24 protein-coding genes, 2 tRNA genes and 1 other RNA gene are annotated in these 22,375 nt (G+C 42.2%); 14 read left to right on the top strand and 13 right to left on the bottom strand.

Annotation, left to right across the window (positions count from 1 at the left end):
• Nucleotides 1–630: 630 nt before the first annotated feature.
• The 3 genes from FTU46_RS04130 to FTU46_RS04120 all read left to right on the top strand — a co-directional run bounded on the left by FTU46_RS04130 (nt 631) and on the right by FTU46_RS04120 (nt 3,408).
• Nucleotides 631–1,620 (top strand): LysR family transcriptional regulator, encoded by a 990-nt coding sequence (locus tag FTU46_RS04130; protein ID WP_004784775.1) that lies wholly within the window; start codon nt 631–633, stop codon nt 1,618–1,620.
• A gap of 131 nt (nt 1,621–1,751) precedes the next feature.
• A complete protein-coding gene (locus tag FTU46_RS04125; protein WP_180104402.1) occupies nt 1,752–3,074 on the top strand; it encodes a hemolysin family protein in 1,323 nt (440 codons plus the stop codon).
• A 55-nt stretch (nt 3,075–3,129) separates the two neighbouring features.
• Nucleotides 3,130–3,408, top strand: a complete 279-nt coding sequence (locus tag FTU46_RS04120; RefSeq protein ID WP_180052295.1) for a hypothetical protein — start codon at nt 3,130–3,132, stop codon at nt 3,406–3,408.
• Nucleotides 3,409–3,446: 38 nt separating this feature from the next.
• On the opposite strand, the gene FTU46_RS04115 is transcribed toward FTU46_RS04120, so the two are convergent.
• Entirely contained in the window at nt 3,447–3,953 is a 507-nt protein-coding gene (locus FTU46_RS04115; RefSeq protein WP_159123480.1) for a hypothetical protein, read from the bottom strand.
• A 168-nt stretch (nt 3,954–4,121) separates the two neighbouring features.
• Between FTU46_RS04115 and FTU46_RS04110 the strand changes: the two genes are divergently transcribed.
• The 3 genes from FTU46_RS04110 (at nt 4,122) to FTU46_RS04100 (ending at nt 5,889) form a co-directional block, all read left to right on the top strand.
• The gene (locus FTU46_RS04110; protein ID WP_180104401.1) at nt 4,122–4,850 is read left to right on the top strand and encodes a hypothetical protein; all 729 of its coding nucleotides are present in this window, start codon (nt 4,122–4,124) and stop codon (nt 4,848–4,850) included.
• 170 nt (nt 4,851–5,020) lie between these two features.
• A tRNA-Leu gene (locus FTU46_RS04105) sits at nt 5,021–5,106 on the top strand.
• A gap of 93 nt (nt 5,107–5,199) precedes the next feature.
• On the top strand, nt 5,200–5,889 hold the full coding sequence (locus tag FTU46_RS04100) for a hypothetical protein (protein WP_005236809.1): 690 nt from the start codon (nt 5,200–5,202) through the stop codon (nt 5,887–5,889).
• 28 nt (nt 5,890–5,917) lie between these two features.
• Here FTU46_RS04100 and FTU46_RS04095 read toward each other — a convergent pair whose 3' ends face one another.
• The 5 genes from FTU46_RS04095 to rlmE all read right to left on the bottom strand — a co-directional run bounded on the left by FTU46_RS04095 (nt 5,918) and on the right by rlmE (nt 10,662).
• A complete protein-coding gene (locus FTU46_RS04095; protein ID WP_125278212.1) occupies nt 5,918–6,232 on the bottom strand; it encodes a DUF5713 family protein in 315 nt (104 codons plus the stop codon).
• A gap of 105 nt (nt 6,233–6,337) precedes the next feature.
• On the bottom strand, nt 6,338–7,189 hold the full coding sequence (gene folP, locus FTU46_RS04090; RefSeq protein ID WP_180104400.1) for a dihydropteroate synthase: 852 nt from the start codon (nt 7,187–7,189) through the stop codon (nt 6,338–6,340).
• Nucleotides 7,190–7,267: 78 nt separating this feature from the next.
• Nucleotides 7,268–7,882 (bottom strand): GNAT family N-acetyltransferase, encoded by a 615-nt coding sequence (locus tag FTU46_RS04085; protein ID WP_166137819.1) that lies wholly within the window; start codon nt 7,880–7,882, stop codon nt 7,268–7,270.
• Nucleotides 7,883–7,988: 106 nt separating this feature from the next.
• Nucleotides 7,989–9,878, bottom strand: coding sequence for an ATP-dependent zinc metalloprotease FtsH (gene ftsH, locus FTU46_RS04080; RefSeq protein ID WP_034170205.1), 1,890 nt, complete (start codon nt 9,876–9,878; stop codon nt 7,989–7,991).
• Between the two features lie 133 nt (nt 9,879–10,011).
• Nucleotides 10,012–10,662, bottom strand: coding sequence for a 23S rRNA (uridine(2552)-2'-O)-methyltransferase RlmE (rlmE, locus tag FTU46_RS04075; RefSeq protein ID WP_004784794.1), 651 nt, complete (start codon nt 10,660–10,662; stop codon nt 10,012–10,014).
• A 196-nt stretch (nt 10,663–10,858) separates the two neighbouring features.
• On the opposite strand from rlmE, the gene FTU46_RS04070 reads away from it, so the two are divergent.
• Together FTU46_RS04070 and FTU46_RS04065 are read left to right on the top strand one after the other, a co-directional pair.
• Complete coding sequence (locus FTU46_RS04070; protein WP_180104399.1) at nt 10,859–11,182, top strand: YhbY family RNA-binding protein; 324 nt, start codon at nt 10,859–10,861, stop codon at nt 11,180–11,182.
• Between the two features lie 11 nt (nt 11,183–11,193).
• Nucleotides 11,194–11,733 carry a DOMON-like domain-containing protein gene (locus FTU46_RS04065; RefSeq protein ID WP_180104398.1) on the top strand — a complete coding sequence of 180 codons (540 nt, stop codon included), beginning with the start codon at nt 11,194–11,196 and terminating at the stop codon, nt 11,731–11,733.
• A 276-nt stretch (nt 11,734–12,009) separates the two neighbouring features.
• On the opposite strand, the gene FTU46_RS04060 is transcribed toward FTU46_RS04065, so the two are convergent.
• Both FTU46_RS04060 and FTU46_RS04055 read right to left on the bottom strand, forming a co-directional pair.
• Nucleotides 12,010–12,234, bottom strand: a complete 225-nt coding sequence (locus tag FTU46_RS04060; RefSeq protein ID WP_159123475.1) for a hypothetical protein — start codon at nt 12,232–12,234, stop codon at nt 12,010–12,012.
• Nucleotides 12,235–12,336: 102 nt separating this feature from the next.
• Nucleotides 12,337–12,825: a hypothetical protein gene (locus FTU46_RS04055; protein ID WP_004784804.1), complete on the bottom strand. Its 489-nt coding sequence runs from the start codon at nt 12,823–12,825 to the stop codon at nt 12,337–12,339.
• Nucleotides 12,826–13,135: 310 nt separating this feature from the next.
• Between FTU46_RS04055 and carA the strand changes: the two genes are divergently transcribed.
• The 3 genes from carA to greA all read left to right on the top strand — a co-directional run bounded on the left by carA (nt 13,136) and on the right by greA (nt 18,081).
• Nucleotides 13,136–14,275: a glutamine-hydrolyzing carbamoyl-phosphate synthase small subunit gene (gene carA, locus FTU46_RS04050; RefSeq protein WP_005236823.1), complete on the top strand. Its 1,140-nt coding sequence runs from the start codon at nt 13,136–13,138 to the stop codon at nt 14,273–14,275.
• Between the two features lie 13 nt (nt 14,276–14,288).
• The gene (gene carB / locus FTU46_RS04045) at nt 14,289–17,519 is read left to right on the top strand and encodes a carbamoyl-phosphate synthase large subunit (protein WP_159123473.1); all 3,231 of its coding nucleotides are present in this window, start codon (nt 14,289–14,291) and stop codon (nt 17,517–17,519) included.
• Nucleotides 17,520–17,604: 85 nt separating this feature from the next.
• A complete protein-coding gene (greA, locus tag FTU46_RS04040) occupies nt 17,605–18,081 on the top strand; it encodes a transcription elongation factor GreA (protein WP_005236827.1) in 477 nt (158 codons plus the stop codon).
• A 77-nt stretch (nt 18,082–18,158) separates the two neighbouring features.
• On the opposite strand, the gene FTU46_RS04035 is transcribed toward greA, so the two are convergent.
• The gene (locus FTU46_RS04035; RefSeq protein WP_180104397.1) at nt 18,159–18,740 is read right to left on the bottom strand and encodes a TetR/AcrR family transcriptional regulator; all 582 of its coding nucleotides are present in this window, start codon (nt 18,738–18,740) and stop codon (nt 18,159–18,161) included.
• Between the two features lie 139 nt (nt 18,741–18,879).
• Between FTU46_RS04035 and FTU46_RS04030 the strand changes: the two genes are divergently transcribed.
• Nucleotides 18,880–19,284, top strand: coding sequence for a RidA family protein (locus FTU46_RS04030; protein WP_180104396.1), 405 nt, complete (start codon nt 18,880–18,882; stop codon nt 19,282–19,284).
• A gap of 98 nt (nt 19,285–19,382) precedes the next feature.
• Nucleotides 19,383–20,018: a CatB-related O-acetyltransferase gene (locus FTU46_RS04025; RefSeq protein WP_180104395.1), complete on the top strand. Its 636-nt coding sequence runs from the start codon at nt 19,383–19,385 to the stop codon at nt 20,016–20,018.
• Here the strand turns inward: FTU46_RS04025 and FTU46_RS04020 are convergent.
• Complete coding sequence (locus tag FTU46_RS04020; RefSeq protein WP_180104394.1) at nt 20,002–20,727, bottom strand: hypothetical protein; 726 nt, start codon at nt 20,725–20,727, stop codon at nt 20,002–20,004. The two genes, FTU46_RS04025 and FTU46_RS04020, sit on opposite strands and share 17 nt — an antisense overlap.
• Nucleotides 20,728–20,922: 195 nt before the next feature.
• On the opposite strand from FTU46_RS04020, the gene FTU46_RS04015 reads away from it, so the two are divergent.
• The gene (locus tag FTU46_RS04015) at nt 20,923–21,501 is read left to right on the top strand and encodes a hypothetical protein (protein ID WP_180104393.1); all 579 of its coding nucleotides are present in this window, start codon (nt 20,923–20,925) and stop codon (nt 21,499–21,501) included.
• A gap of 57 nt (nt 21,502–21,558) precedes the next feature.
• On the opposite strand, the gene FTU46_RS04010 is transcribed toward FTU46_RS04015, so the two are convergent.
• The 3 genes from FTU46_RS04010 to FTU46_RS04000 form a co-directional block, all read right to left on the bottom strand.
• Nucleotides 21,559–21,635, bottom strand: a tRNA-Met gene (locus FTU46_RS04010).
• Nucleotides 21,636–21,707: 72 nt separating this feature from the next.
• Nucleotides 21,708–22,085: RNase P RNA component class A (rnpB, locus tag FTU46_RS04005), an RNA gene on the bottom strand.
• A gap of 26 nt (nt 22,086–22,111) precedes the next feature.
• Entirely contained in the window at nt 22,112–22,375 is a 264-nt protein-coding gene (locus tag FTU46_RS04000) for a YfhL family 4Fe-4S dicluster ferredoxin (RefSeq protein ID WP_034581081.1), read from the bottom strand.

Genomic DNA, 22,375 nt, shown 5'->3' with positions numbered 1-22,375 from the left:
TCACACCCTCAATGACTTGTTCAGATTTTCGACGATCCGTTGGGATAGCTAAAGATTAGTGGGCTTCGAAAAATTAATCCAATATTCTGCAAGAATTATCATTATTTATTTAAAAAATATGTAGATGAAAGTCTAATTATATATTGATCAATTTTTTATAAGTTATTGTATTTTATATTTTATTTTTGAATTTTTGAAATTGGATTTTGTCTAAAACATCAGCAATAAGAGCAAAAAATATTCATTAGACTTAAGTCTTGCAAGACTTTAGCAGCGCCTAATTTCAGCAATTTTTGTTTATTTTATGAGCCTTAAAACCTAGAATACTTATTTCAAAGGAATTATTTTTCATTTATTTGTTGAAATATTTTTTATCAAACCTGGCACATTATTTGCTAATTCCCTCTGTTTTTCAGAAATACCTTTCTTTCGTTTTAGAGGCAGCCAGATTTCCTTTCTGCTTTTAAAAATAGAGAAGGATTCAGGCTGGCAAAATCTGCGGTGAAAGAGACTCCAAAAAGGCATTTCAGTACAATCAGCTGGGCTTTTTTTCATCAGTTGCGTACACAAGCTATAGTAGTTATGGCATAATCCATATAATTTCATAATTTTATTTTCGGTATTTTTTTTATGAATCTGGAGCGGGTCGATCTTAATCTCCTCATTTATCTTGACGTACTTTTACGTGAAAAAAATGTCACGCGTGCAGCAGAACAACTTGGGGTAACCCAGCCTGCGATGAGTAACATTTTACGTCGCTTACGAAATTTATTTAATGATCCTCTCCTGATTCGCTCTTCTGAAGGTATGACCCCAACAGAACGTGCGCTAGAACTCCAACCTCGTATCCGTGACGCCTTAGCGGATCTTTCCATGATTCTGGAACCGCGTACCGAGTTCCGCCCTTATACTTCAAACCGTGTTTTCCGCATCATGACTTCAGATTATGCTGAAGCTACACTGGTACCACGCCTGGTGAAAGCATTACGTTCAGAAGCACCGAATGTGGTTCTCGACTTCTTAACCCCAAGTGATGTGTCCTATCGTGACATGGAACAAGGTAAAGTTGATCTGGCGATTAACCGTTTTAATGAAATTCCGCAAAGCTTCCATCAGGTACTGGTTTGGCGTGACAGCTTTTCTTGCCTGTTAAATAACAAGCATCCGGCTGCGGGCAACCTGAATCTGAAAAGCTATCTGGATGCACAGCATATCTGGGTATCGAAAACCGGTATGGGCGTTGGCTTTGGGGTAAACCCTGAGAAACAGGCGGGTCTCGGCTGGATTGATCAGGCTCTTGAACGTATTGGCCAAAAACGTAAGATTTCGGTATTTACCCGTCATTATCAGATGCCTGGTCTTCTGGCTGCCAATGTCGATCTTGTAGCAACATTACCGACCCGTATTGCACGTCTGCAAGCCAAAAACCAGAACTTACTCATTAAAGATCCACCATTCTATATTCCTGAGTTTGAATTGAAGATGGCGTGGTGTCCTTTATTGCATCATCATCCCGCCCATCGCTGGTTACGTCAGCTGATTCTATATGTAGCCCGTCAGATGATCGAAGAAGAAAATCGTGAATTTTTAATGAATAATTCGCAATTTTCGCATTATTGAATTGAATATTAGCTAAATTGCTCATTTTTAAGCTTATACTCTAGAGACTTGAGTTGCTTTATTTGTACCTCAAGTCTTTTTTTGTGTTAAAAATATTTTTAGCTAGATCATATTAATCCACAGGTGGATTCGTGAGCCTCTTTCAAAACATCGTGATTATCTTATTACTCATCGCGGGGGCCGGTTTTTTATCATTAACAGAAATCGCGCTTGCAGGTGCCCGTAAGGTCAAATTAAAAATTTTGGCTGAATCGGGAGATATTCGCGCTCAAAAAGTTTTAGATTTACAAGAAAACTCTGCTGACTTTTTTGCAGCTTCCCAAATCGGCTTAAACGCCGTTGCCATTTTAGGCGGTATTTTAGGTGAAGGCGCCTTCCGCCCTTATATCATCAATTTACTTTCCAGATTTTATCAAGGTCCCTGGACTGAAACGATTGCGTTCAGCCTGTCCTTCACTGCAGTTACTTCATTATTTATTCTGTTTGCGGACTTGATGCCGAAACGTCTGGCCATGATCGCTCCAGAAAAAATTTCTGTCTCGGTGATTAATCCAATTCAGGTATTTATCAAAATCTGTAAACCACTGGCCTGGTCCATCAATGCCATTGCGAACCTGTTGTTCCGCTTATTTAAAGTGAATACCATCCGAGATGATAATATTACCTTTGCGGATATTTCTGCGGTAATGGATGCGGGTGCTCAGGCAGGTGTGTTACAGAAACAGGAACATCACTTTATTGAGAATGTGTTTGAGCTTGAAGAACGTAATGTTCCTTCCAGTATGACCACACGTGAAAATGTGGTGTTCTTTACCTTGAAAGAATCAGAAGCCAGTATTCGTCAAAAACTGGCTGAATTTCCTTATTCCAAGTTTTTGGTCTGTAATGAAAATATCGACGATGTGATTGGATATGTCGACTCCAAAGATATTCTGGTTCGTATTCTGAATAATCAGTCTTTACTTCAGTTAAATGAAAATACCATCCGTACGGTTCTAACCATTCCAGATACACTGACTCTATCTGAATTACTGGATCGCTTCCGTTCAACCAAGGAAAAGTTCGCCGTCGTTATTAATGAATATGCCTTGGTCGTAGGTGTGATTACCCTTTCCGACATTATGATTACCGTGATGGGCGACTGGGTTACTCCCCTGGAAGAAGACCAGCAGATCATTAAGCGTGACAGCAATTCATGGTTGATTGATGGCAGTACGCCCATTGAAGACATCAAACATGCGCTGGAAATTGATGAAATGCCAGATGAAGAGAATTATGAAACTCTGGCTGGTTTTATGATGTTCAAGCTGCGCAAGATTCCACGTCCTGCAGATATTGTGCTACATGCGGGTTATAAGTTTGAAGTTGTCGATGTTGATCATTTCAAGATTGACCAGTTACTGGTTACACGTATGCTAGAAGTGAAAAAGCCACCGACAGAAGAATCAGAATAATCTGGTTCTTCTTCAATTGTTTTAAAATTCCAAAAACAATAATAATGAGATTTTTATGAATATTGCTGCGCTACTCGCCTGTCTGAGTTTTTATTCGGCCTTATATTTAATCTATTTCTTCTTTATGCAAGATCAACAGCCTGTATTTCTGATCCTAGCAATTGTGCTCATTTTACTTTCAATCTGGCTGACTCCCTATCCTTATGAGCGGCGTCGGCAAGGATTTGATTCGACTTTAAGAATAGGCGAATATTTTTATTATCCACTCATCACCTGGTGGCGGCTGTTTATCTTTCCTGTGCGTTGGCTGCTTTCCCTATTTTATTCTCATTAAAAAAGCACCCGAAGGTGCTTTTTTATATTCAATTCAGTTTAGATTTTTGATAAAAGTGCTTCAAGGACTGCCTGATAATGGATCTGGATATCTTCCTGCAAAATTTTGTAGGTATTATCAAATTGCACCATTGGCCAGCCTTCTTTCCAGAATGGGAAAATATTATGTAAGTCATGAGTGACGACCGCATCTTCACGTAGAATCGCCTGTGCAATCTGTGCCAGTACAAAGGCAGTTTCCGCACCATCAATTGCCAGGTAATCAACACCACGCGCTTTTAAAATACGGATACGGTCTTTCTTATAGCGGATTTTTTTGATTTGGGCTTCATTCAGATTCAGGGCCAGAGAAACTGCTTCAACAAATTTTTCTTCAAATGACTGATTCAATACGACCAGCGCCTGTTTATGCGCTTCCTGACGACCCGCTTTACCACCCTGACGAATAACTTCTTTTGCTTCCGTATCTAGCTCATCATTCTTCATGGTTTGAAGGATGTCTAAAATTTCGATGTCGCTTAGCGTCGCAGGAGATTGATCAGTCATAAACTGTCCCTAAAAAATAAATATGCAATGGACTATTTTCGCATAAATCCTCACTAAAAAATTAAAATCTTTAGCTTCAACTCTAATAATTGCAAAATCCGGATCATCTCTATCATTCTGGCGTAAATTGGCTATAGTAGGCGGCAAGTTTCTTATTTACTTTTTATCATGCAAACCAAACAGATTGATCTTTTATTGCAGCAACTTAAACTGCTTTATCCCGCTACCTTCAAAAGAAATTATCTGTTTTATGGCCAGATCAAGACCAAGGGTATTTTAAGTGATCTCAAGGAACTGATTCCCTGGGTGCTGGCTGCCATGATCTTTGTACCGATTAGCCTGGTTCTCAAAGATGTTTATTCCTCTAAGCTATCAACTGCCCCAGACTTTCAGGCGCAAGCTTATGCAATTCTGACTATTCTGTTATTTCTGATGCTGGTGGTTCCACTAGTGATCAAGCAGATCCGGCACTCTTCTCATTCCCTCTATCAGTTTTTAAGACATACACCGATTAAACTCACTGTAGTCATTGTGCTGGAAGCGCTGAATCTGGTTTTTCTACAAAGCAGTATGACCATGTGGATTCTATTCTTTTTCGGGATCAGTTTTGGTTTTGTACGGTTCTATAAAGAAAATATGTTCCGCCCTGCTACCAATAGCACTGAACAATATCAACTGCAGCAGTTACGTCGCATCTGTTTCTGGGCTTATCAACAAACCTGGAAACTACGTCTGAAATTATTTTTTCATTCCAAGCCGACCTCCCCAAATGAAGAATTGAAAAATCAGCTTCAGCACTATGCGGATTTACATACCCGCTTGTTTAAACTGGAACATGAGCAGTGCAAGAAGATTAAATACATCGATATCGATACTTATCTGGACGAGCACCTGTAAATGTTTTATGAATCACGGCCTGAAATAGAAAATTACATGACTTCTCACGCTTATCATCTAGCACTATGGATTTAATTTTTTAATTTAAACTACTGAATTGCTTGAAAATAAAGCAAACATATTGAAATTTACTTGCCAAGCTTTATTTCGTCCTCTATTATTGCGCACATGCCCGAGTGGTGAAATCGGTAGACACAGGGGATTTAAAATCCCCCGCCCACAAAGCGTGCCAGTTCGAGTCTGGCCTCGGGCACCATTTTAATTCTGATTAGAATGGTGCAATGAAAATCTCCAGCATTCAGCTGGTTTTTTTTATGCGTGATTATCACCAATAGAATGTGCCCTTCCCATGTCTGCATCCCGTTCTTTTGATCTAGCCAGATTGCAATTACGCCATCCTGATGCATTCTTTTGCAGCCTCAGCTATGGCCGTTATAAATATTTGAACCAGACCACTGATCTCTATCTGTATTTACGTATTGGTATTCTGATCATGATCACAGGATTTTGTTGCCTGTGCTTTTCGCTGCCGTTTTACCCTGACTTTGTGACTTCAAAATATCAGGCGCTTAGTGCAGGTACTATTGTAATGATCGGCATGCTCTATCCTTATATCTGGCGCGCCCAGTTTCAGGCGAAATACAGTTCTGTTCGCTATGCCAAGCGTTTGCAACTCTGCCTGTATATGCAAACCCTGATTGCGATTCTGTCATTTATAAATTATCAGTATTTTCACTCAGCATTTATTACCTTGCCTTGTTTGGCCCTGCTTGCTTTCAGTAGCCTCGTTCCGGTTTTAGTTGAGCCCTGCTTTAGAGTTTCGACTCGCAGCACCCTATTGGTACGTTTGCAGAAAATCCGTCAGCTGGCTTACTGGTCTTATCAGCAATCGCAAAGCAAAGAGCCGGAACCGGTGCCTTATCAAAAAGATTTAAAACAGTATTATCTGGATTTGCATCATAGCTGCATGCTGGAAGAGCAGAAATTACTGGATGAAATTCATTATAAAAATTTAAAAGACGTATTTTCAGATTATTAAAAAAAAGCCCTGTTTAACAGGGCTTTTTTTACCATTCGCGATTAACGACCAGTTCTTCCATTTCAATATCAAACAGACCCTGCTCTTGCACGACCATCATCATGGCCTCGGCAATATAGTCTGCGGCAGTATCATCCAGAGAAGAGTCCAGATCTTCAAACTGTGGCTTCATGGCATTGATGTCTGCCACAGTCTCATGGGCCAGCTGATATACATCCTGATCTGATAAACCGGATTTAGATACTTTTGAAGCAAAACGTTCGATGTGTTGCTTGATTTCTGCAACCAGAATATCGGGATAATATTCATCATCGAACATGGGGAGAAGTAAATCTGCAAACATTACAGGCACTCTAAAAGATGACAATCTAACTTAAGCGTGCCTGTATAGCACATTGCTGTTTAAAAGCCAAACAGCTTGTGCTCCTATATGTCTTTCAGCCCAGATTTAGGCATTTTGCATAGCTTTCCAGATTTTGATGGCGTCTGCTGTTACCTTGACATCATGTGCTCGAACCATACTGGCACCTTGCTGAATGCTCAGCAAATGCGCCGCAGCCGAACCTACTGCACGTGCTTGTGGTTCTGCACCATTCAGAGCAGCACCAATAAAACGTTTGCGGGATAAAGCAGACAAAATCGGATAGCCCATTTCTGTCAATTTATAAAACTCTTGCAACAGCTTTAAATTTTGCTGGGCATTTTTTGCAAATCCAAAACCAGGATCAATCATGATATGTTCAGCTTTAACACCCACATCTAGAGCATCTTGAACCCGTTGTGACAGTTCCCGAATCACATCCTGAGTCACATCATCATACTGATCCAGATTATTCATCGTAGTCGGCTCACCACGCATATGCATGATGATCACCGGAATATTCAGTTCTGCTGCCGTCTCTAACGCTTGTGGACGAGTGAGCGCGCGTACATCATTCCAGATATGTGCACCCGCTTTCACGGCTGCTTTAATCACTTCTGGCTGTGAAGTATCAATCGAGATGATCACATCATGCTTGGCCAGTTCTTCAACTACAGGCACAACACGACGGATTTCTTCTTCAACTTCCACGACTGATGCACCTGGACGTGTAGATTCACCACCCACATCAATTACGGTGGCACCATCAGTAATCATTTCCAGGGCTTTTACTACTGCCTGATCTTTCTGATTGTGCAGCCCCCCATCGCTAAAGGAATCCGGAGTCACATTTAAAATTCCCATCACATGCGGCTGAGACAAATCCAGTTTCAAATGACCGAAAGTCCAGATCTGTGGTCGTAGTGGCTTCAGCTGCATGGTTCAATCCTAGTTCACAATAACCCCGGTATTGTCTTATGGAAAGATCAATAAAGCAAAGCTCAATCTATTCAATAGCTAGATTTCAAAATAGTTCTTATTGGAATATTGCATCAGCTTGGATTGCAGTAACGCTTTTACATCAACCCATTCGCTTTTTAAAATACTATAGATATAACTATCTCTGAGTGTCACGCCATCTTTACGCAGCATATGACATCTAATGATGCCATCCTGTTTGGCACCCAGAGCTTCAATAGCTTTTTGACTTTTAAGATTCAGATGATCAGTCCGAAAGCCTACCACTTGAGCATTCAGCTCTTCAAATGCATGCTGCAGCAAAAGATATTTACAGACCCGGTTTACATAGGTTCGTTGATAAGGTTTGGCATACCAGGTAAAGCCAATTTCAACACGTGGAATTTCCGGCTTGATATCATGAAAGCTGGTGGTGCCGATTGCTCGGTCTGAAGTTAAATCAATCACGGCAAAAGCCATTCTTTCACCTTTGGACTGCTGTTCAAAAGCTTGGGTAAAGTAGTGTTTAAGTTTATGTAGGTAAGGTACCGAATTATATAACACTTCCCCCAAGTCCCCTTCGGCACATGCATTTTCTAAGTCTGCAAAATGTTCCCAGCTCAGTGGCTCCAAACGTAGCTGATAAATACTGGATTCCAGAACAGGTAAATTCATTCTTATTTTTACTCATTGATTTTTATAAATTGACTATAGCATTCAACTAGATATGATAAAACAATAGCCATAAAAAAACCACCCGAAGGTGGTTTTAATTGTTAACTTAGTTCGCTGGTAATGGCGGAGGAGTCATTGGACCATCAGTCGGTGTTACATCAATCACTGGATTGTCTGAAACATAAACTTTAGGTGGTTTTGGCTCACGACCTTCCATAATGTCACGAATCTGTTCACGATCAATTGTTTCCCACTCAAGCAGCGCTTTCACCATGGCATGGGCAATATCTTTGTTATTTTCAAGGATATCGCGTGCAACCTTGTATTGCTCATCAATGATGCGACGAACTTCCGCATCTACCTGTTGTTGGGTTGCCTCAGAAATCGTACGGGTACCAATGCTACCCATAAATGACTGTTGAGAGTCATCTTCATAGACCATGACGCCTAACTTGTCCGACATACCATATTTGGTCACCATTGCACGTGCCATTTTAGTTGCACGTTCAAAGTCATTCGAAGCACCAGTCGACATCTGGTTAATGAAGACTTCCTCTGCGATACGACCACCGAACAGGATTGAAAGTTCATTCAACATTTTGTCTTTATAATGGCTAGTCTGGTCAAATTCAGGCAACTGCCAGGTAACACCCAATGCCCAGCCACGCGGCATGATGGTAACTTTATGCACAGGGTCTGTACCTGGAAGCATTTCTGCCACAATCGCATGACCTGCTTCATGGTAAGCCGTAGCACGACGTTCTTCTTCACGAAGTACCATCGATTTACGTTCAGGACCCATGTACAGTTTGTCTTTCGCATCTTCAAAGTCATGCATATCGACTGTGTTCTTGTTACGACGGGCAGCAAATAATGCCGCTTCGTTTACAAGATTCGCCAACTGTGCACCTGAGAAGCCTGGCGTACCACGAGCAAGAACTTTGACATCTACACCAGTAGTAGAAGGAAGTTTCTTCAAGTGTACATTCAGGATTTGCTCACGACCTTTAATATCTGGCAGACCTACCATTACTTGACGATCGAAACGACCTGGACGAAGTAAGGCTTTATCCAGTACGTCAGCACGGTTAGTTGCTGCGATGACGATAATGCCTTCATTGCCTTCGAAACCGTCCATCTCTACCAACATCTGGTTCAGAGTCTGTTCACGTTCATCATGACCACCACCGGTACCTGAACCACGATGACGACCGACTGCATCAATCTCATCAATGAAGATGATACATGGCGCATGACGTTTTGCCTGTTCGAACATGTCACGTACACGTGATGCACCGACACCGACAAACATTTCAACGAAGTCAGAACCTGAGATACTAAAGAATGGAACTTTTGCTTCACCCGCAATGGCTTTAGCCAGCAGGGTTTTACCTGTACCTGGAGGACCTACCATCAGGACGCCCTTAGGAATAGTCGCACCCAGACGTTTGAATTTTGCAGGATCTTTCAGGAAGTCAACGATTTCAACCACTTCCTGTTTTGCTTCGTCACAACCCGCAACATCAGTAAATGTTACTTTGATCTGGTCTTCAGATAGCATTTTCGCTTTAGATTTACCAAAGCTCATTGGGCCATTCTTGCCGCCTGCACCGCCACCCATGTTGCGCATAAAGAACATGAATAACAAAATGATTAGAAGTACAGGGAAACTTGCAATCAGCAATTGCATGAGCAAGCCTTGACGTTGAGGCGCTTCACCTTCAACGACTACATTATTTTTAATCAGGCTTGGCATCAGTTCTGGGTCTTGAACTGCCGGGCGAATGCTTTCAAACTCTGAACCGTTTGATTTTTCACCGCGAATTCTTTCGCCATCAATTGTAACTTGTTTAATTTGGCCAGCATTGACCGCGGCAACAAACTCCGAATAGTTCATTGTAGTCGGTTGATTGCGGTCACTGACGTTGCTGAAGATTAACACCAGCACACCCAGTATCACGAGCCACAATACGGCATTCTTAAAAAGATCGCTCAAAGCTTTATTTCCCATTCCAATCTAATTTGATCATGCCCTCGAAGGGTGACCTTAATCAATAAGCTGCAAATCAATTTGCAATAATGTAAAAACCTACAAAATGCACAATTTTTAACGTGTTGGCAAGTAAACTTTATTTCAAAGCCTTCTTGCGTCCCTGTCCGACCAGAAACACTTCTTTCGAACGGGCACGTGATGCAGCAGGTTTAATCGTCTTCAATACATCAAAACTGTTGACGACTTCTTTACGAAATTCATCAAAACCTGAACCCTGGAATACTTTCACTACAAACTGTCCTTTCGGACCAAGTACCTTGTTGGCAAAATCCAAAGCAAGTTCACATAAATAAATCTGACGTGGTTGATCTACAGCTCTATTACCTGATGTATTGGGGGCCATATCTGAAATTACAACGTCTACTGTGCGTCCGTTTAAAATATTTAACAATTTATCGAATACTTCTTGTTCACGGAAATCGCCCTGCAAGAAAGTCACATCAGGTAGCGCATCCATTTCCAAGATGTCTGATGCAATCACCAGACCTTTATCACCGACCAGTTTTCCGGCAATCTGGGACCAGCTTCCTGGGGCAGCACCCAAGTCCACTACAGTCATGCCGGGTTTGATAATGCCGTATTTTTCCTGAATTTCTAGCAACTTGTACGCAGCACGGGCACGATAACCTTCTTTTTGTGCTTTTTTCACATAAAAGTCATCAAGATGCTCTCTCATCCACGCACGACTACTTTTAGATAACTTTTGGTTGGTAATGCGTGTTGCCATAACTCTCTAAATAAAAAAAACTTCTAATGATTCATTGTACGGGAAAAACACATTTTTTGCAGTATACATGTGTATCTAAATCTGAGTATTCCGGTGTAATTTGCGATTATTTACAAGTGATTATTTCCTGAGAATTTACAGCGTTTGTTTTTCGCTTTTGCTATACTAAGCCGTTTTAAAAATCAGGTTATCTCTCATGGCGTCTTTATCTATTCAGGAACGTAAGCGTTTACGTCAAATTGGACATGCATTAAACTCGGTTGTAATGCTTGGTGACAAAGGCTTAACTGAATCTGTAGTTGAAGAGCTAAATCGTGCCCTTAATGATCACGAACTCATTAAAGTAAAAGTGGTGGCTGAAGACCGTGAAGCACGTGCAGCACTCATTGCTGAACTTTCAGAAACTACAGGTGCTGAAGTGGTACAAACTATTGGTAAAATTGCGCTGCTTTACAAGAAAGCTCCAAAGCAAAACCAGAAGTTATCCAATCTTGTCCGTTTTGCCCATCTTTCTAACTAAGTACAGGATTTATGGCCAGTTACGAACTCAGCGCATTTGATCACCGTTTTCAGGCAATCTCATTGGTCGGTGCCATCGAACAGCAAAATCCATGCAGCTTGAATGTCGGATTTTGGTTGCGCGATCCCAACCAGTACGTGCTGTGGCCAGAAATGGTTACTGCACATCCCCGTCGTAATTTTTTGTGGGAACAGACCTGCTTTGAAATCTTTATCGGGGTTCAGGGTGAAGATTATTATCGTGAAATCAATCTCTCTCCTTCTCAGGCCTGGCAAGCCTATCAGTTTGAGGAATATCGCTATCCGGAAGATATGCCGCCACCTGCTGCATACGATATCGAACTGAATCAGCTTAAACGTACCCATTATGGTCTGAATGTCAGTCTGGATCTGACCGAGTTTATGGTTGAGCATAAACTTAAATGGGCAGACCTGTTTATTGGTCTGACAGCAGTATTAAAAACCTCACAAGGTGATCAATACTTTGCGATGCAGCACAGCAGCCCAGAAGCAGACTTCCACAATAAACGGGATTGGCTGCATGTCTTTTAATGCAGATTAAAAGCATTTGCTGGATAACAAAGATATTAAAAAACGTGAGCATTAAAGTCTCACGTTTTTTTATGGGCTTTTCCGGCTCATCCGCTCAAAGTTCGCTGTTATAGCTTGAAGAAAATATTTTTCTGTATTTTCTCTACGTAGATTCAGGTCAATATTAAATTGAAATAATTAGCCTGCTCTCAACACTTAGGGCTGGCTATTTTGATAATGATTTAAACGTTATTTAAGCTGATAGACTAAGAGTTCATTTTAATTGTTTTCGACATTTTAGTGATGTAAGCGGTAATTGTCCTGCACTGATTTTACCGCGGCATAAAAAATTACAGTTAACGTGAAGATGATCAGGATAATCGTGCCAAAAGTTAGTCCAAAGAATCCCAGACATAACATCATCACACCGAGATAAAGTGCACGCATCAACCAACTTTCCAGATTAAGCATCATAATCAGCGTCAGTAAACAAAGTACACCTACAAAATAATGCTGCTGCATCGTGACCCCCTTTCATTATTATTGTGAGTCCGTTTTGCCTCAAAAAGATAAAGGAGAACGTATCCAGTTCTCCTTTCATGCAATTTAAATCAGCGGCTTCCCTTAACTCTTCAGCTCAGGGCTTTTTTCTGAACTTTCAGCTTTTACCATGGGTTTGACCTTTTTTAGAACTTCAATGGTACTGTCTTTTGAGCGCTTGAATGTACCAGTCAGATGCTCTTTATGTTTGGTCGAGATCTGGCTGACATCTTCTTTCAGTTCCTTACCCATATTGGATAAGTCTTCAATGACTGCAGTAAATTCGGTTTTGATAAAGCTGGTTAATTCAGTCAGTTCTTTTTGCGAACCAAATAACTGCTCTTTCAAAGTATCGATCCGTTGCAACAGATCCTGTTTCAACTGACGTAACTGCTCCTGCACAGTATCACCCAGCTGTTTCGCTTCGACTTCAAGTTTCTCTTTGCTTTCTTCGATGGTTTCCACCACCTGTTCTTTGGCTTCAGCTGCTACTTTTTCAAGCTGTTCAGTCGTTTCTGAAACCACGGTATTGATCTTTTTCTTGGATTGGGAAGATTTCGCTGCTGTAGTCATGTGTCTTATTCCTATAGTTATATTACGACTCATCCATATTAGTAGTTTTGATAAAAATTAAGATTTGATTTGTTAGACAATTCTTAATTGCTTACATTTTTTTACGTTGTTCGTAAAACAGACTTTCAAGCAAAAAGCAAGCCATTTATCTCATACTTTTGCTGTAAAGCTATTGGACTTGGGGGGTGGTTCTGCGTATAATGCCGTGTTAAGTTCAAGCGAGCAGACATAGGAGGGTAGGTTTAAAAATTAACCTTCCTTTTTTTTCGTCTACTCGCTTTTTTACAGCCTAAATTTCAGGAGCTTTGGTTTGAGCACCCCAGCAATTTTAGCCCTTGCCGACGGAACTATCTTTAAAGGTACTTCAATTGGCGCATCGGGTTGTACGACTGGTGAAGTCGTTTTCAACACTGCCATGACTGGCTATCAAGAAATTTTGACTGATCCTAGTTATGCACAGCAGCTTGTAACGCTAACTTACCCACATATCGGTAACACAGGTTGCAACGAAGAAGACGCTGAATCAGGTCGTATTCATAAAGTATGGGCAAACGGTTTAATTATCCGTGACCTTCCTTTACTACATAGTAACTTCCGTGCGAATCAATCACTCGGTGATTATTTAAAACAGCACAATGTAGTTGCCATTGCTGACATCGACACGCGACGATTAACTCGAATTTTGCGTGATAAAGGTGCACAAAACGGTTGTATCCTTGCGGGTGAAAACATCACTGAAGAAGAAGCAGTCGAAAAAGCACGTGCATTCGGTGGTTTAAGTGGTTTAGACCTTGCGAAAGAATGCTGTGATCCGACCGGTTTCGAATGGACTGAAGGCTCATGGGCACTTGGCAAAGGCTTTACTCAACCTGAACTTAAATTCCATGTGGTTGCATACGACTACGGTGTCAAAACCAACATCTTGCGTATGCTCGCAGACCGCGGCTGTAAATTGACTGTGGTGCCTGCACAAACTCCTGCTGAAAAAGTACTTGCGTTAAATCCAGATGGCGTATTCCTGTCAAATGGTCCTGGCGATCCAGCTGCATGTGACTACGCAATTGAAGCTGTAAAAACAATTGTTGAAACAACTGAAATTCCAGTATTTGGTATCTGCTTAGGTCACCAGATTCTTGCTCTTGCATCGGGTGCTAAAACGGTAAAAATGCCGCACGGTCACCATGGCGCTAACCATCCTGTACAGAACATCGAAACTGGTACAGTGATGATTACTTCTCAAAACCACGGCTTCGCAGTGGATGAAAGCACCTTGCCTGCGGTATTGCGTGTGACTCATCGCTCACTGTTTGATGGTACGAACCAAGGTATCCATCGTACAGACAAACCTGCGTTCAGCTTCCAGGGTCACCCTGAAGCAAGCCCTGGTCCACATGACTGCGCACCATTGTTCGATCATTTCATCGAACTTATCGAAGCATCTAAGAAGTAATTAAGGAAGCATCATGGCTAAACGTACTGACATTAAAAGCATCTTGATCATTGGTGCTGGTCCGATCGTCATCGGTCAAGCATGTGAGTTTGACTACTCAGGTGCTCAAGCATGTAAAGCGCTTCGTGAAGAAGGCTACCGCGTTATTCTGGTGAACTCTAACCCAGCGACCATTATGACCGACCCTGCAATGGCAGATGCGACGTATATCGAACCGATTACCTGGCAGACTGTTGCAGCAATTATTGAAAAAGAACGTCCAGATGCTGTGCTTCCAACGATGGGTGGCCAGACTGCACTGAACTGTGCCCTTGCACTGGATGCCAACGGTATTCTTGAAAAATACAACGTTGAACTGATCGGCGCGACCAAAGAAGCGATCGAAAAAGCAGAAGACCGTAAACTGTTTGACGAAGCAATGCGTAAAATTGGTCTGGAATGTCCAAAAGCGGCTATTGCTGAATCTATGGAAGAAGCACTTGAGATTCAAGCGCGCTTCGGTTTCCCTGTGATTATCCGTCCATCATTTACGATGGGTGGTTCAGGCGGTGGTATTGCTTACAACCGTGAAGAATTCCTGGAAATCTGTGAACGCGGTTTCGACCTCTCTCCTACTCACCAATTATTGATCGATGAATCATTGATTGGCTGGAAAGAGTACGAGATGGAAGTTGTTCGTGACAAAAACGACAACTGTATCATTGTATGTGCGATCGAAAACTTTGACCCAATGGGCGTACACACCGGTGACTCGATCACTGTTGCGCCTGCACAAACACTGACTGATAAAGAATACCAGTTGATGCGTAATGCATCTTTAGCAGTTCTTCGTGAAATCGGTGTTGAAACGGGTGGTTCTAACGTTCAGTTCGGTATTAACCCGAAAGATGGTCGTATGGTAATCATCGAGATGAACCCACGTGTATCGCGTTCATCTGCACTGGCATCTAAAGCGACTGGTTTCCCGATTGCGAAAATCGCAGCGAAACTGGCTGTTGGTTATACCCTTGATGAGCTGAAAAACGACATCACTGGCGGTACAACTCCAGCATCGTTCGAACCAGCAATTGACTACGTTGTTACCAAGATTCCACGTTTCAACTTCGAAAAATTCCCGCAAGCTGATGCGACACTAACTACACAGATGAAATCTGTAGGTGAAGTTATGGCGATTGGTCGTAACTTCCAGGAGTCTGTGAACAAAGCACTTCGCGGTCTTGAAGTTGGTGCAACTGGTTTTGATGAAAAAATCGAAGTGGGTACTGAAGGTGCGCGCGAAAAGATTCTTCAAGAACTTAAAGTTCCAGGTCCAGAACGTATCTGGTATGTGGCTGATGCATTCCGTCACGGTTTCACTCTAGACGAAGTATTTGCGGCAACCAACATCGACCGCTGGTTCCTGATCCAGATCGAAGACATCGTTAAAACTGAAGAACAAATCAAATCTTTAGGTTTTGGTGATCTTAACGCTGACAATATCCGTTCATTTAAACGTAAAGGTTTATCTGACCACCGTATTGCCAACCTGATGGGTATTTCACAAAAACAATTCCGTAAGCACCGTTGGAATCTGGGCGTAACTCCAGTCTACAAACGTGTGGATACATGTGCAGCAGAGTTTGAATCTGATACAGCGTACATGTACTCAACTTACGATGAAGAGTGTGAATCTAATCCGTCTAACCGTGACAAAATCATGGTGATTGGTGGCGGTCCTAACCGTATTGGTCAAGGTATCGAATTCGATTACTGCTGTGTACATGCTGCCCTGGCAATGCGTGATGACGGTTATGAAACCATCATGGTGAACTGTAACCCTGAAACGGTTTCAACTGACTATGACACGTCTGATCGTCTGTACTTCGAACCGATTACACTTGAAGACGTTCTTGAAATCGTACGTACTGAAAAGCCGAAAGGTATTATCGTTCAGTACGGCGGTCAGACTCCACTGAAACTGGCTCGTGCTTTGGAAGAAGCTGGTGCGCCAATTATCGGTACATCTCCAGATGCGATTGACCGTGCAGAAGACCGTGAACGTTTCCAACAAATGATTCAACGTCTGCAACTTCGTCAACCTAATAACAGCATCGTAAAATCTGCTGAAGAAGGTATGGCAGAAGCAGCTAAAGTGGGTTATCCACTGGTTGTACGTCCTTCATACGTACTCGGTGGTCGCGCGATGGAAATCGTGTATAACGACGAAGAATTAAAACGCTACTTACGTGATGCTGTACAAGCATCGAATGAAGCGCCTGTTCTTCTCGATCACTTCCTTGACGATGCCATCGAAGTTGACGTGGACTGCGTATCTGACGGTAAAGACGTGGTGATCGGCGGTATTATGCAGCACATTGAACAAGCCGGTATTCACTCTGGTGACTCTGCATGTTCGATTCCTCCATATTCATTGTCTGAAGACGTGCAAAACGAAATGCGTCGTCAAACCATCGCTATGGCTAAAGAGCTTGGCGTTGTAGGCTTGATGAACGTTCAGTTTGCAGTTAAAGGTGATGATGTTTACATTCTGGAAGTGAACCCTCGTGCTTCTCGTACGGTTCCGTTCGTTTCTAAATGTATCGGTGAATCTTTAGCAAAAGTAGCTGCACGTTGTATGGCTGGCCAATCTCTTGAGTCTCAAGGCTTTACCAAAGAGATTATCCCTGCTCACTTCTCTGTGAAAGAAGCAGTATTCCCATTCAACAAATTCCCTGGTGTTGACCCGATCCTTGGCCCTGAAATGAAATCAACAGGCGAAGTAATGGGCGTTGGTAAAACATTTGGTGAAGCGTTCTACAAAGCTGTTCTAGGCTCTAACGATCGTTTACCAGGTCTGCCAACTGAAGGCGAAGTGAAACATGCATTCATCTCTGTACGTGATTCTGATAAACCACGTGCGGTAGGTATTGCGAAGCAGCTTGCTGACTTCGGCTTCAAGATTCTTGCGACTGGCGGCACATATGATGTGATTAAAGCTGCAGGTATTGAATGTGAACGTGTAAATAAAGTAACCGAAGGCCGTCCAAACATTGTAGACCGCTTGAAAAATGGTGAAATTCACCTCATTATCAATACCACTGAAGGTAAACAAGCTCAGCAGGATTCATTCTCGATCCGTCGCTCTGCGCTTCAAGGTAAGGTATACCATACCACTACCCTGAATGGTGCTGATGCTGTATGCCAAGCTTTAGCAATTAAATTGCCAATGGATGTATATCGTTTGCAAGATTTAACAGTAGGTTAATTCGTTACTGAGAAGTCCCGTCACCTTCTCGGTGGCGGGCTTTTTTTCATTTATAGACTTTCATTTTTATTACTGAGGGACAACTATGCAACGTTATCCTATGACTCCCGAAGGCAAACTTGCCTTAGAGAAAGAATTACACCAACTGAAAACTGTGGATCGTCCACGTATTACTGCAGCGATTGCAGAGGCACGTGAGCATGGGGATTTAAAAGAAAACGCGGAATATCATGCTGCGCGTGAGCAGCAAGGTTTCTGTGAAGGCCGTATTCAGGACATCGAAGGTAAACTGGGCGCTTGCCAGGTGATTGATGTTAAAGAACTGGAACAAAACGGTCGTGTAGTTTTTGGTGTCACTGTGACTATTGAGAATCTGGACACTGAAGAGCGCAAAACTTACAAAATCGTAGGTGATGACGAAGCAGACTTTAAGATCAACAAGATTTCTGTGAACTCTCCGATCGCGCGTGGCCTGCTGGGTAAAAACGAAGGCGACGATGTGAAAATCGTAACTCCACAAGGTGAAGTTGAATACGAAATCGTAAGCGTTGAATATATCTAATCTTTAAATAGATATTTTAGGCTGTAAGACCCCTCAGATGAGGGGTTTTTTATTGAGCCTAGAAATTCCCATCGATTTTATTTTAAGAAGCCAGATGCCAAGGCTTCAAATGCCTGTAAAGCCTGAGGTAAGACCTGTGCAGGATCCTCACTAGAAGCGACCCATAGTGCTGCATTCATTGCTGCACCATTGAGCAAGACTGCCGTAGCAAGTGCATCAACTGGTTTTAATCTACCTTCAACCAGTAACTGTTCTACGCATTCACGTGTCGACTGCAGGCATTTATTTTGACTTGGCCAATGTGCGGGGTCCCCTAATACTGCCGGACCATCACGTAGCACAATCCGTTGGAACTCAGCATTTAAAGCATGTTCGATATAGGTACGCCCTTCAAGCATCAATCCCTCCCATAGATCATCAGGCTGCTCCAGATGTTGCCCGGCATATTCAGCCATTTCTGAATCAATCTGATCGACCACGGCAGCAAATAAGCCCTTTTTATCACCAAAATGATGGTATAGCGCACCCCGGGTTAGCCCTGCTTCTGCCGTGAGCTTATCCATGGAAGTGTCCGCATAACCGTATTCAGCAAATGCACGACGTGCGACTTCTATGAGTTTTTTGCGGGTTTCCGCCATTTTTTGTTCACGTACAGACATATGTTGTTTCCATCAGCATTGTGAAAAATTTTAATTGACATACGCATCGTATGTCAATTATGTTTACATACGAAGCGTATGTGAAGATTTGAACTGCTTTCTAAAATACGTATAAATTAAATATTGAGCGAGGATTATCATGACTAGAACTGCAATATTTCCCCAAGATCGCCATGCTTTGTATGAACAGCATGGTTATTCTGCCGCAATCAAATCAGAAGATTTATTATTTGTTTCTGGTCAGGTGGGTAGCCGTGAAGATGGCAGTCCTGAACCTGACTTTGAGAAACAGGTAGAACGAGCTTTTGAAAACTTGGCTGCTACATTGGCAGCGGCTGGTTGTACTTTCGATGATATTGTCGACGTCACGACCTTTCACACCAATCCTGAACAGCAATTTGAGAGTATTATGAAAGTTAAAAACGAGATTTTTACGCAAAGGCCCTATCCGAATTGGACAGCTGTGGGGGTGACCTGGCTGGCAGGTTTTGACTTCGAAATCAAAGTCATTGCGCGTATTCCTCAATCCGCTAAGGCCATGTAAAACTTAACCCTGATCAGGCCAGTTATTGAATGGGATTGTTCTCCAGCTTAGAGACCAATTCGCTATAATGGCGTATTCCTTATTTTTGTATTTTGGTTATGGCTGAAAAACTGATTAATTCCCCTGTGAACCATTGGTGCGAGTTCGAATTCATCTCCAAAACCGTGAAGAATCCGAATATTCATATCAAGGGCAATTACAGCTATTACTCAGCTTATTGGGATCAAGGTTTCGAGCGTTGTGTGGTGCGTTATCTGCATGACAAGCCAGCCACACCAGAGAAACCAATTGACCAGCTTTATATCGGTAATTTCGTCTGTTTTGGTGCAGAATGCGTGATTATGATGGGTGGCAACCAATTACACCGCACGGATTGGATTTCAGCATTTCCGTTCGATACACGTAGTTTTGTGCCTGCTGGCGATACTGTCATTGGTGATGGTTGCTGGATTGGCTCACGCGCCATGATTATGCAAGGCGTGACACTCGGTGAAGGTGCTGTCGTTGCTACAGGTGCAGTCGTGACCAAAGATGTGCCGCCTTATGCAATAGTTGGCGGCGTACCAGCGAAAATTATTAAATATCGATTTCCACAAGAAGATATAGAAAAACTGCTTTCATTTAAACTCTATGACTTGGATGAAAAGCAGTTTTTAAAGATGCGCGAGCAGTTGCAGACAAATGATGTAGCAGCATTGATTCGCTGTTTTGAAACTCTTAAGGAGATGGAATAACATTGACTGTCCTCTTTTGTACCCTTTTCCTATTCGTGTGTGCAGGCCAATCTATTTCACTATAAATTAAGTTCCATTGATAAAAGGGTTTTCCAATATCTTCGTAAGTGATCGAAAGTAAGGTGGATTGTTCATCATGGCAGTGAGTATATTTTTTATAATCCTGTTCACTAAAACATGCTTTAATCCGTTCATAATAATAGAAAGGAATATCTTTAAGAACCTGATAAGTTTTTCCTTGAGGTAACAATTGAATGAACTGTGCGGTTTGTTCGCCTCGCCCTCCACCTGAATAGCTTGCAGAAAAACTAGATACCAAAGCGACTGCATAATTATTCCGATTCAACGGATATAAAGCTGGATGGATAAATTCTGTAGCTATTTCATCTTCTTCAACTGCATGAGCTTTCTGATATTTAGCTAAATTCCAATGATCATCTATTCTATATTCACCCTGCTCTTTAGAGACCTGAACGATTCTTAACTTTTGATCAATCAGATAATAATATTTATTCGCCCCCATCTGGACTGACCACACTATTACCTCCTCACTTTTGCAGGCTGGGTTTAACTGCTGACAGATATTTTGTATTTGTGCTTGAGAAATGTGTACAGCTTTAAAAACCAGGGATTTGACAGGTTCATTTGCATTTAGAGGGACGCTGAAAATCACCAGCCAAAAGAGCAAAATTATTTTTTTAATTTTCATAATTTATTTTTGGATTATTTTATATCGTTATTGAAACTGAAATCACTCTTCTGATCAATATAAATAACTTAGCATTCAATACACTGTTTTTATCATTTCCTAACTTCACCCCTATTTTTCAGCCATAGTATTTCCACTTCAACTCATCTATAACTTCAACAAATTAGAAACTAAAGAAAATAATCAGGACACGGCATGACCCGTACAATAAAGTATTCAGGCATTTTTATCCTAGCTCTACTTGCTGCTATTGTCGCAACACTTTGCGATGCCATTCATGTCTATACTCAAACTTTAAGCTATCCAGACTCACAATTTTTCAGTCAGGCATGGTGGGTATTTCCCGGATTCTTTATTGCCTTTTGCAGCATGGCATTCATTTATCTCTGGTTAGCTGATACCTTAAAGCATTGGATTAATTCTACCTTAAGCTGTCACCATGAAAACACCCAGACACTGGTCGAAGCGCTAACCCTATTTGCCCTCGTGTATATCCTGAGTGGCTTTGGTAATTTTGATCCTGTGGCGCTATGCTGGATTTTCTATATCAGCTTCTTGATTCGCTGGGGGTTCAGTTATGAGCGTTTATGGCTACTCATTGTTGCGATTACACTGGCAATTGGCGGGATGTTCTTTGAAGGACTACTGACAGAGTTTGGATTGGTAAAATATCGTCATAGCGACATTTTCAATGTGCCGTATTGGCTCGGTGGCGTATATATGCACGGTGCATTAGCCTTGCGTGCTGGCATGTGCCGCTTTATCTATCGTTAATTTAAAATATTCAGACATAAAAAAACCCACTCAATCGGAGTGGGTTTTTTCAGAATATGGTGGCTATGACGAGACTTGAACTTGTGACCCCCGCATTATGAGTGCGGTGCTCTAACCAACTGAGCTACATAGCCTTAAACTGTGCGCGCATTATGGGTTTTTCTGTTTAGAACGTCAAGCCCATATTGTGCTGATTGATCAAAATTTGGTGAAGTGAGCCGATAAGCCGGGTTCTGTCGAGAACGATCATTCCTCTAGGCGTACAATCACTCATACGCTCAAGCGACCTACCCGGATCCAGCATGGGCCATGCCTAAAGGATCCCTATTTGGTCTTGCTTCCGGTGGGGTTTACCATGCCATGAACTGTTACCAGTCATGCGGTGCGCTCTTACCGCACCCTTTCACCCTTACCTCCGATTCCGATTACTCAGAACCATAATGAAGGCGGTCTACTCTCTGCTGCACTTTCCGTCGGCTCACGCCGCCCAGGCGTTACCTGGCACCTTGCCCTATGAAGCCCGGACTTTCCTCCCCTGCTTCAATCACGGAGATCTCCACAGCAGCGATCGTCTGGCTCACTTCGAGCCGCATAGTACCAAATCTGGCGACTAATTGCTTGATGTTTTTTGAGCAGTCAGTTTTTCATACTTGGCCTGAAGCTCCTCACGCGTCTCGGCATGGTTCGGATCAAGCGGGATACAGTCCACAGGACAGAATAACTGGCATTGTGGTTTGTCGTGATGCCCGACGCACTCTGTACATAAGTCCGGGTTAATTTCATAGATGACGTCACCCATAAAAATTGCCTCATTCGGACAGACAGGTTCACAGACATCACAATTGATACATTCATCGGTGATATATAAAGACAC

The organism is Acinetobacter sp. YH12108 (assembly GCF_013419055.1).
Taxonomy (GTDB): Bacteria; Pseudomonadota; Gammaproteobacteria; order Pseudomonadales; family Moraxellaceae; genus Acinetobacter.
Note: the sequence above shows the minus strand (reverse complement) of the source record. Positions and strands in the feature narration are given on the sequence as shown.

Bases quoted from the DNA above. Each gene is read 5' to 3' on its own strand.
- FTU46_RS04130 (WP_004784775.1), top strand. From the start codon at position 631: ATGAATCTGGAGCGGGTCGATCTTAATCTCCTCATTTATCTTGACGTA.
- FTU46_RS04120 (WP_180052295.1), top strand. From the start codon at position 3,130: ATGAATATTGCTGCGCTACTCGCCTGTCTGAGTTTTTATTCGGCCTTA.
- FTU46_RS04115 (WP_159123480.1), bottom strand. From the start codon at position 3,953: ATGACTGATCAATCTCCTGCGACGCTAAGCGACATCGAAATTTTAGAC.
- FTU46_RS04110 (WP_180104401.1), top strand. From the start codon at position 4,122: ATGCAAACCAAACAGATTGATCTTTTATTGCAGCAACTTAAACTGCTT.
- FTU46_RS04100 (WP_005236809.1), top strand. From the start codon at position 5,200: ATGTCTGCATCCCGTTCTTTTGATCTAGCCAGATTGCAATTACGCCAT.
- FTU46_RS04095 (WP_125278212.1), bottom strand. From the start codon at position 6,232: ATGTTTGCAGATTTACTTCTCCCCATGTTCGATGATGAATATTATCCC.
- folP (WP_180104400.1), bottom strand. From the start codon at position 7,189: ATGCAGCTGAAGCCACTACGACCACAGATCTGGACTTTCGGTCATTTG.
- FTU46_RS04085 (WP_166137819.1), bottom strand. From the start codon at position 7,882: ATGAATTTACCTGTTCTGGAATCCAGTATTTATCAGCTACGTTTGGAG.
- rlmE (WP_004784794.1), bottom strand. From the start codon at position 10,662: ATGGCAACACGCATTACCAACCAAAAGTTATCTAAAAGTAGTCGTGCG.
- FTU46_RS04070 (WP_180104399.1), top strand. From the start codon at position 10,859: ATGGCGTCTTTATCTATTCAGGAACGTAAGCGTTTACGTCAAATTGGA.
- FTU46_RS04065 (WP_180104398.1), top strand. From the start codon at position 11,194: ATGGCCAGTTACGAACTCAGCGCATTTGATCACCGTTTTCAGGCAATC.
- FTU46_RS04060 (WP_159123475.1), bottom strand. From the start codon at position 12,234: ATGCAGCAGCATTATTTTGTAGGTGTACTTTGTTTACTGACGCTGATT.
- FTU46_RS04055 (WP_004784804.1), bottom strand. From the start codon at position 12,825: ATGACTACAGCAGCGAAATCTTCCCAATCCAAGAAAAAGATCAATACC.
- carB (WP_159123473.1), top strand. From the start codon at position 14,289: ATGGCTAAACGTACTGACATTAAAAGCATCTTGATCATTGGTGCTGGT.
- greA (WP_005236827.1), top strand. From the start codon at position 17,605: ATGCAACGTTATCCTATGACTCCCGAAGGCAAACTTGCCTTAGAGAAA.
- FTU46_RS04035 (WP_180104397.1), bottom strand. From the start codon at position 18,740: ATGTCTGTACGTGAACAAAAAATGGCGGAAACCCGCAAAAAACTCATA.
- FTU46_RS04030 (WP_180104396.1), top strand. From the start codon at position 18,880: ATGACTAGAACTGCAATATTTCCCCAAGATCGCCATGCTTTGTATGAA.
- FTU46_RS04025 (WP_180104395.1), top strand. From the start codon at position 19,383: ATGGCTGAAAAACTGATTAATTCCCCTGTGAACCATTGGTGCGAGTTC.
- FTU46_RS04020 (WP_180104394.1), bottom strand. From the start codon at position 20,727: ATGAAAATTAAAAAAATAATTTTGCTCTTTTGGCTGGTGATTTTCAGC.
- FTU46_RS04015 (WP_180104393.1), top strand. From the start codon at position 20,923: ATGACCCGTACAATAAAGTATTCAGGCATTTTTATCCTAGCTCTACTT.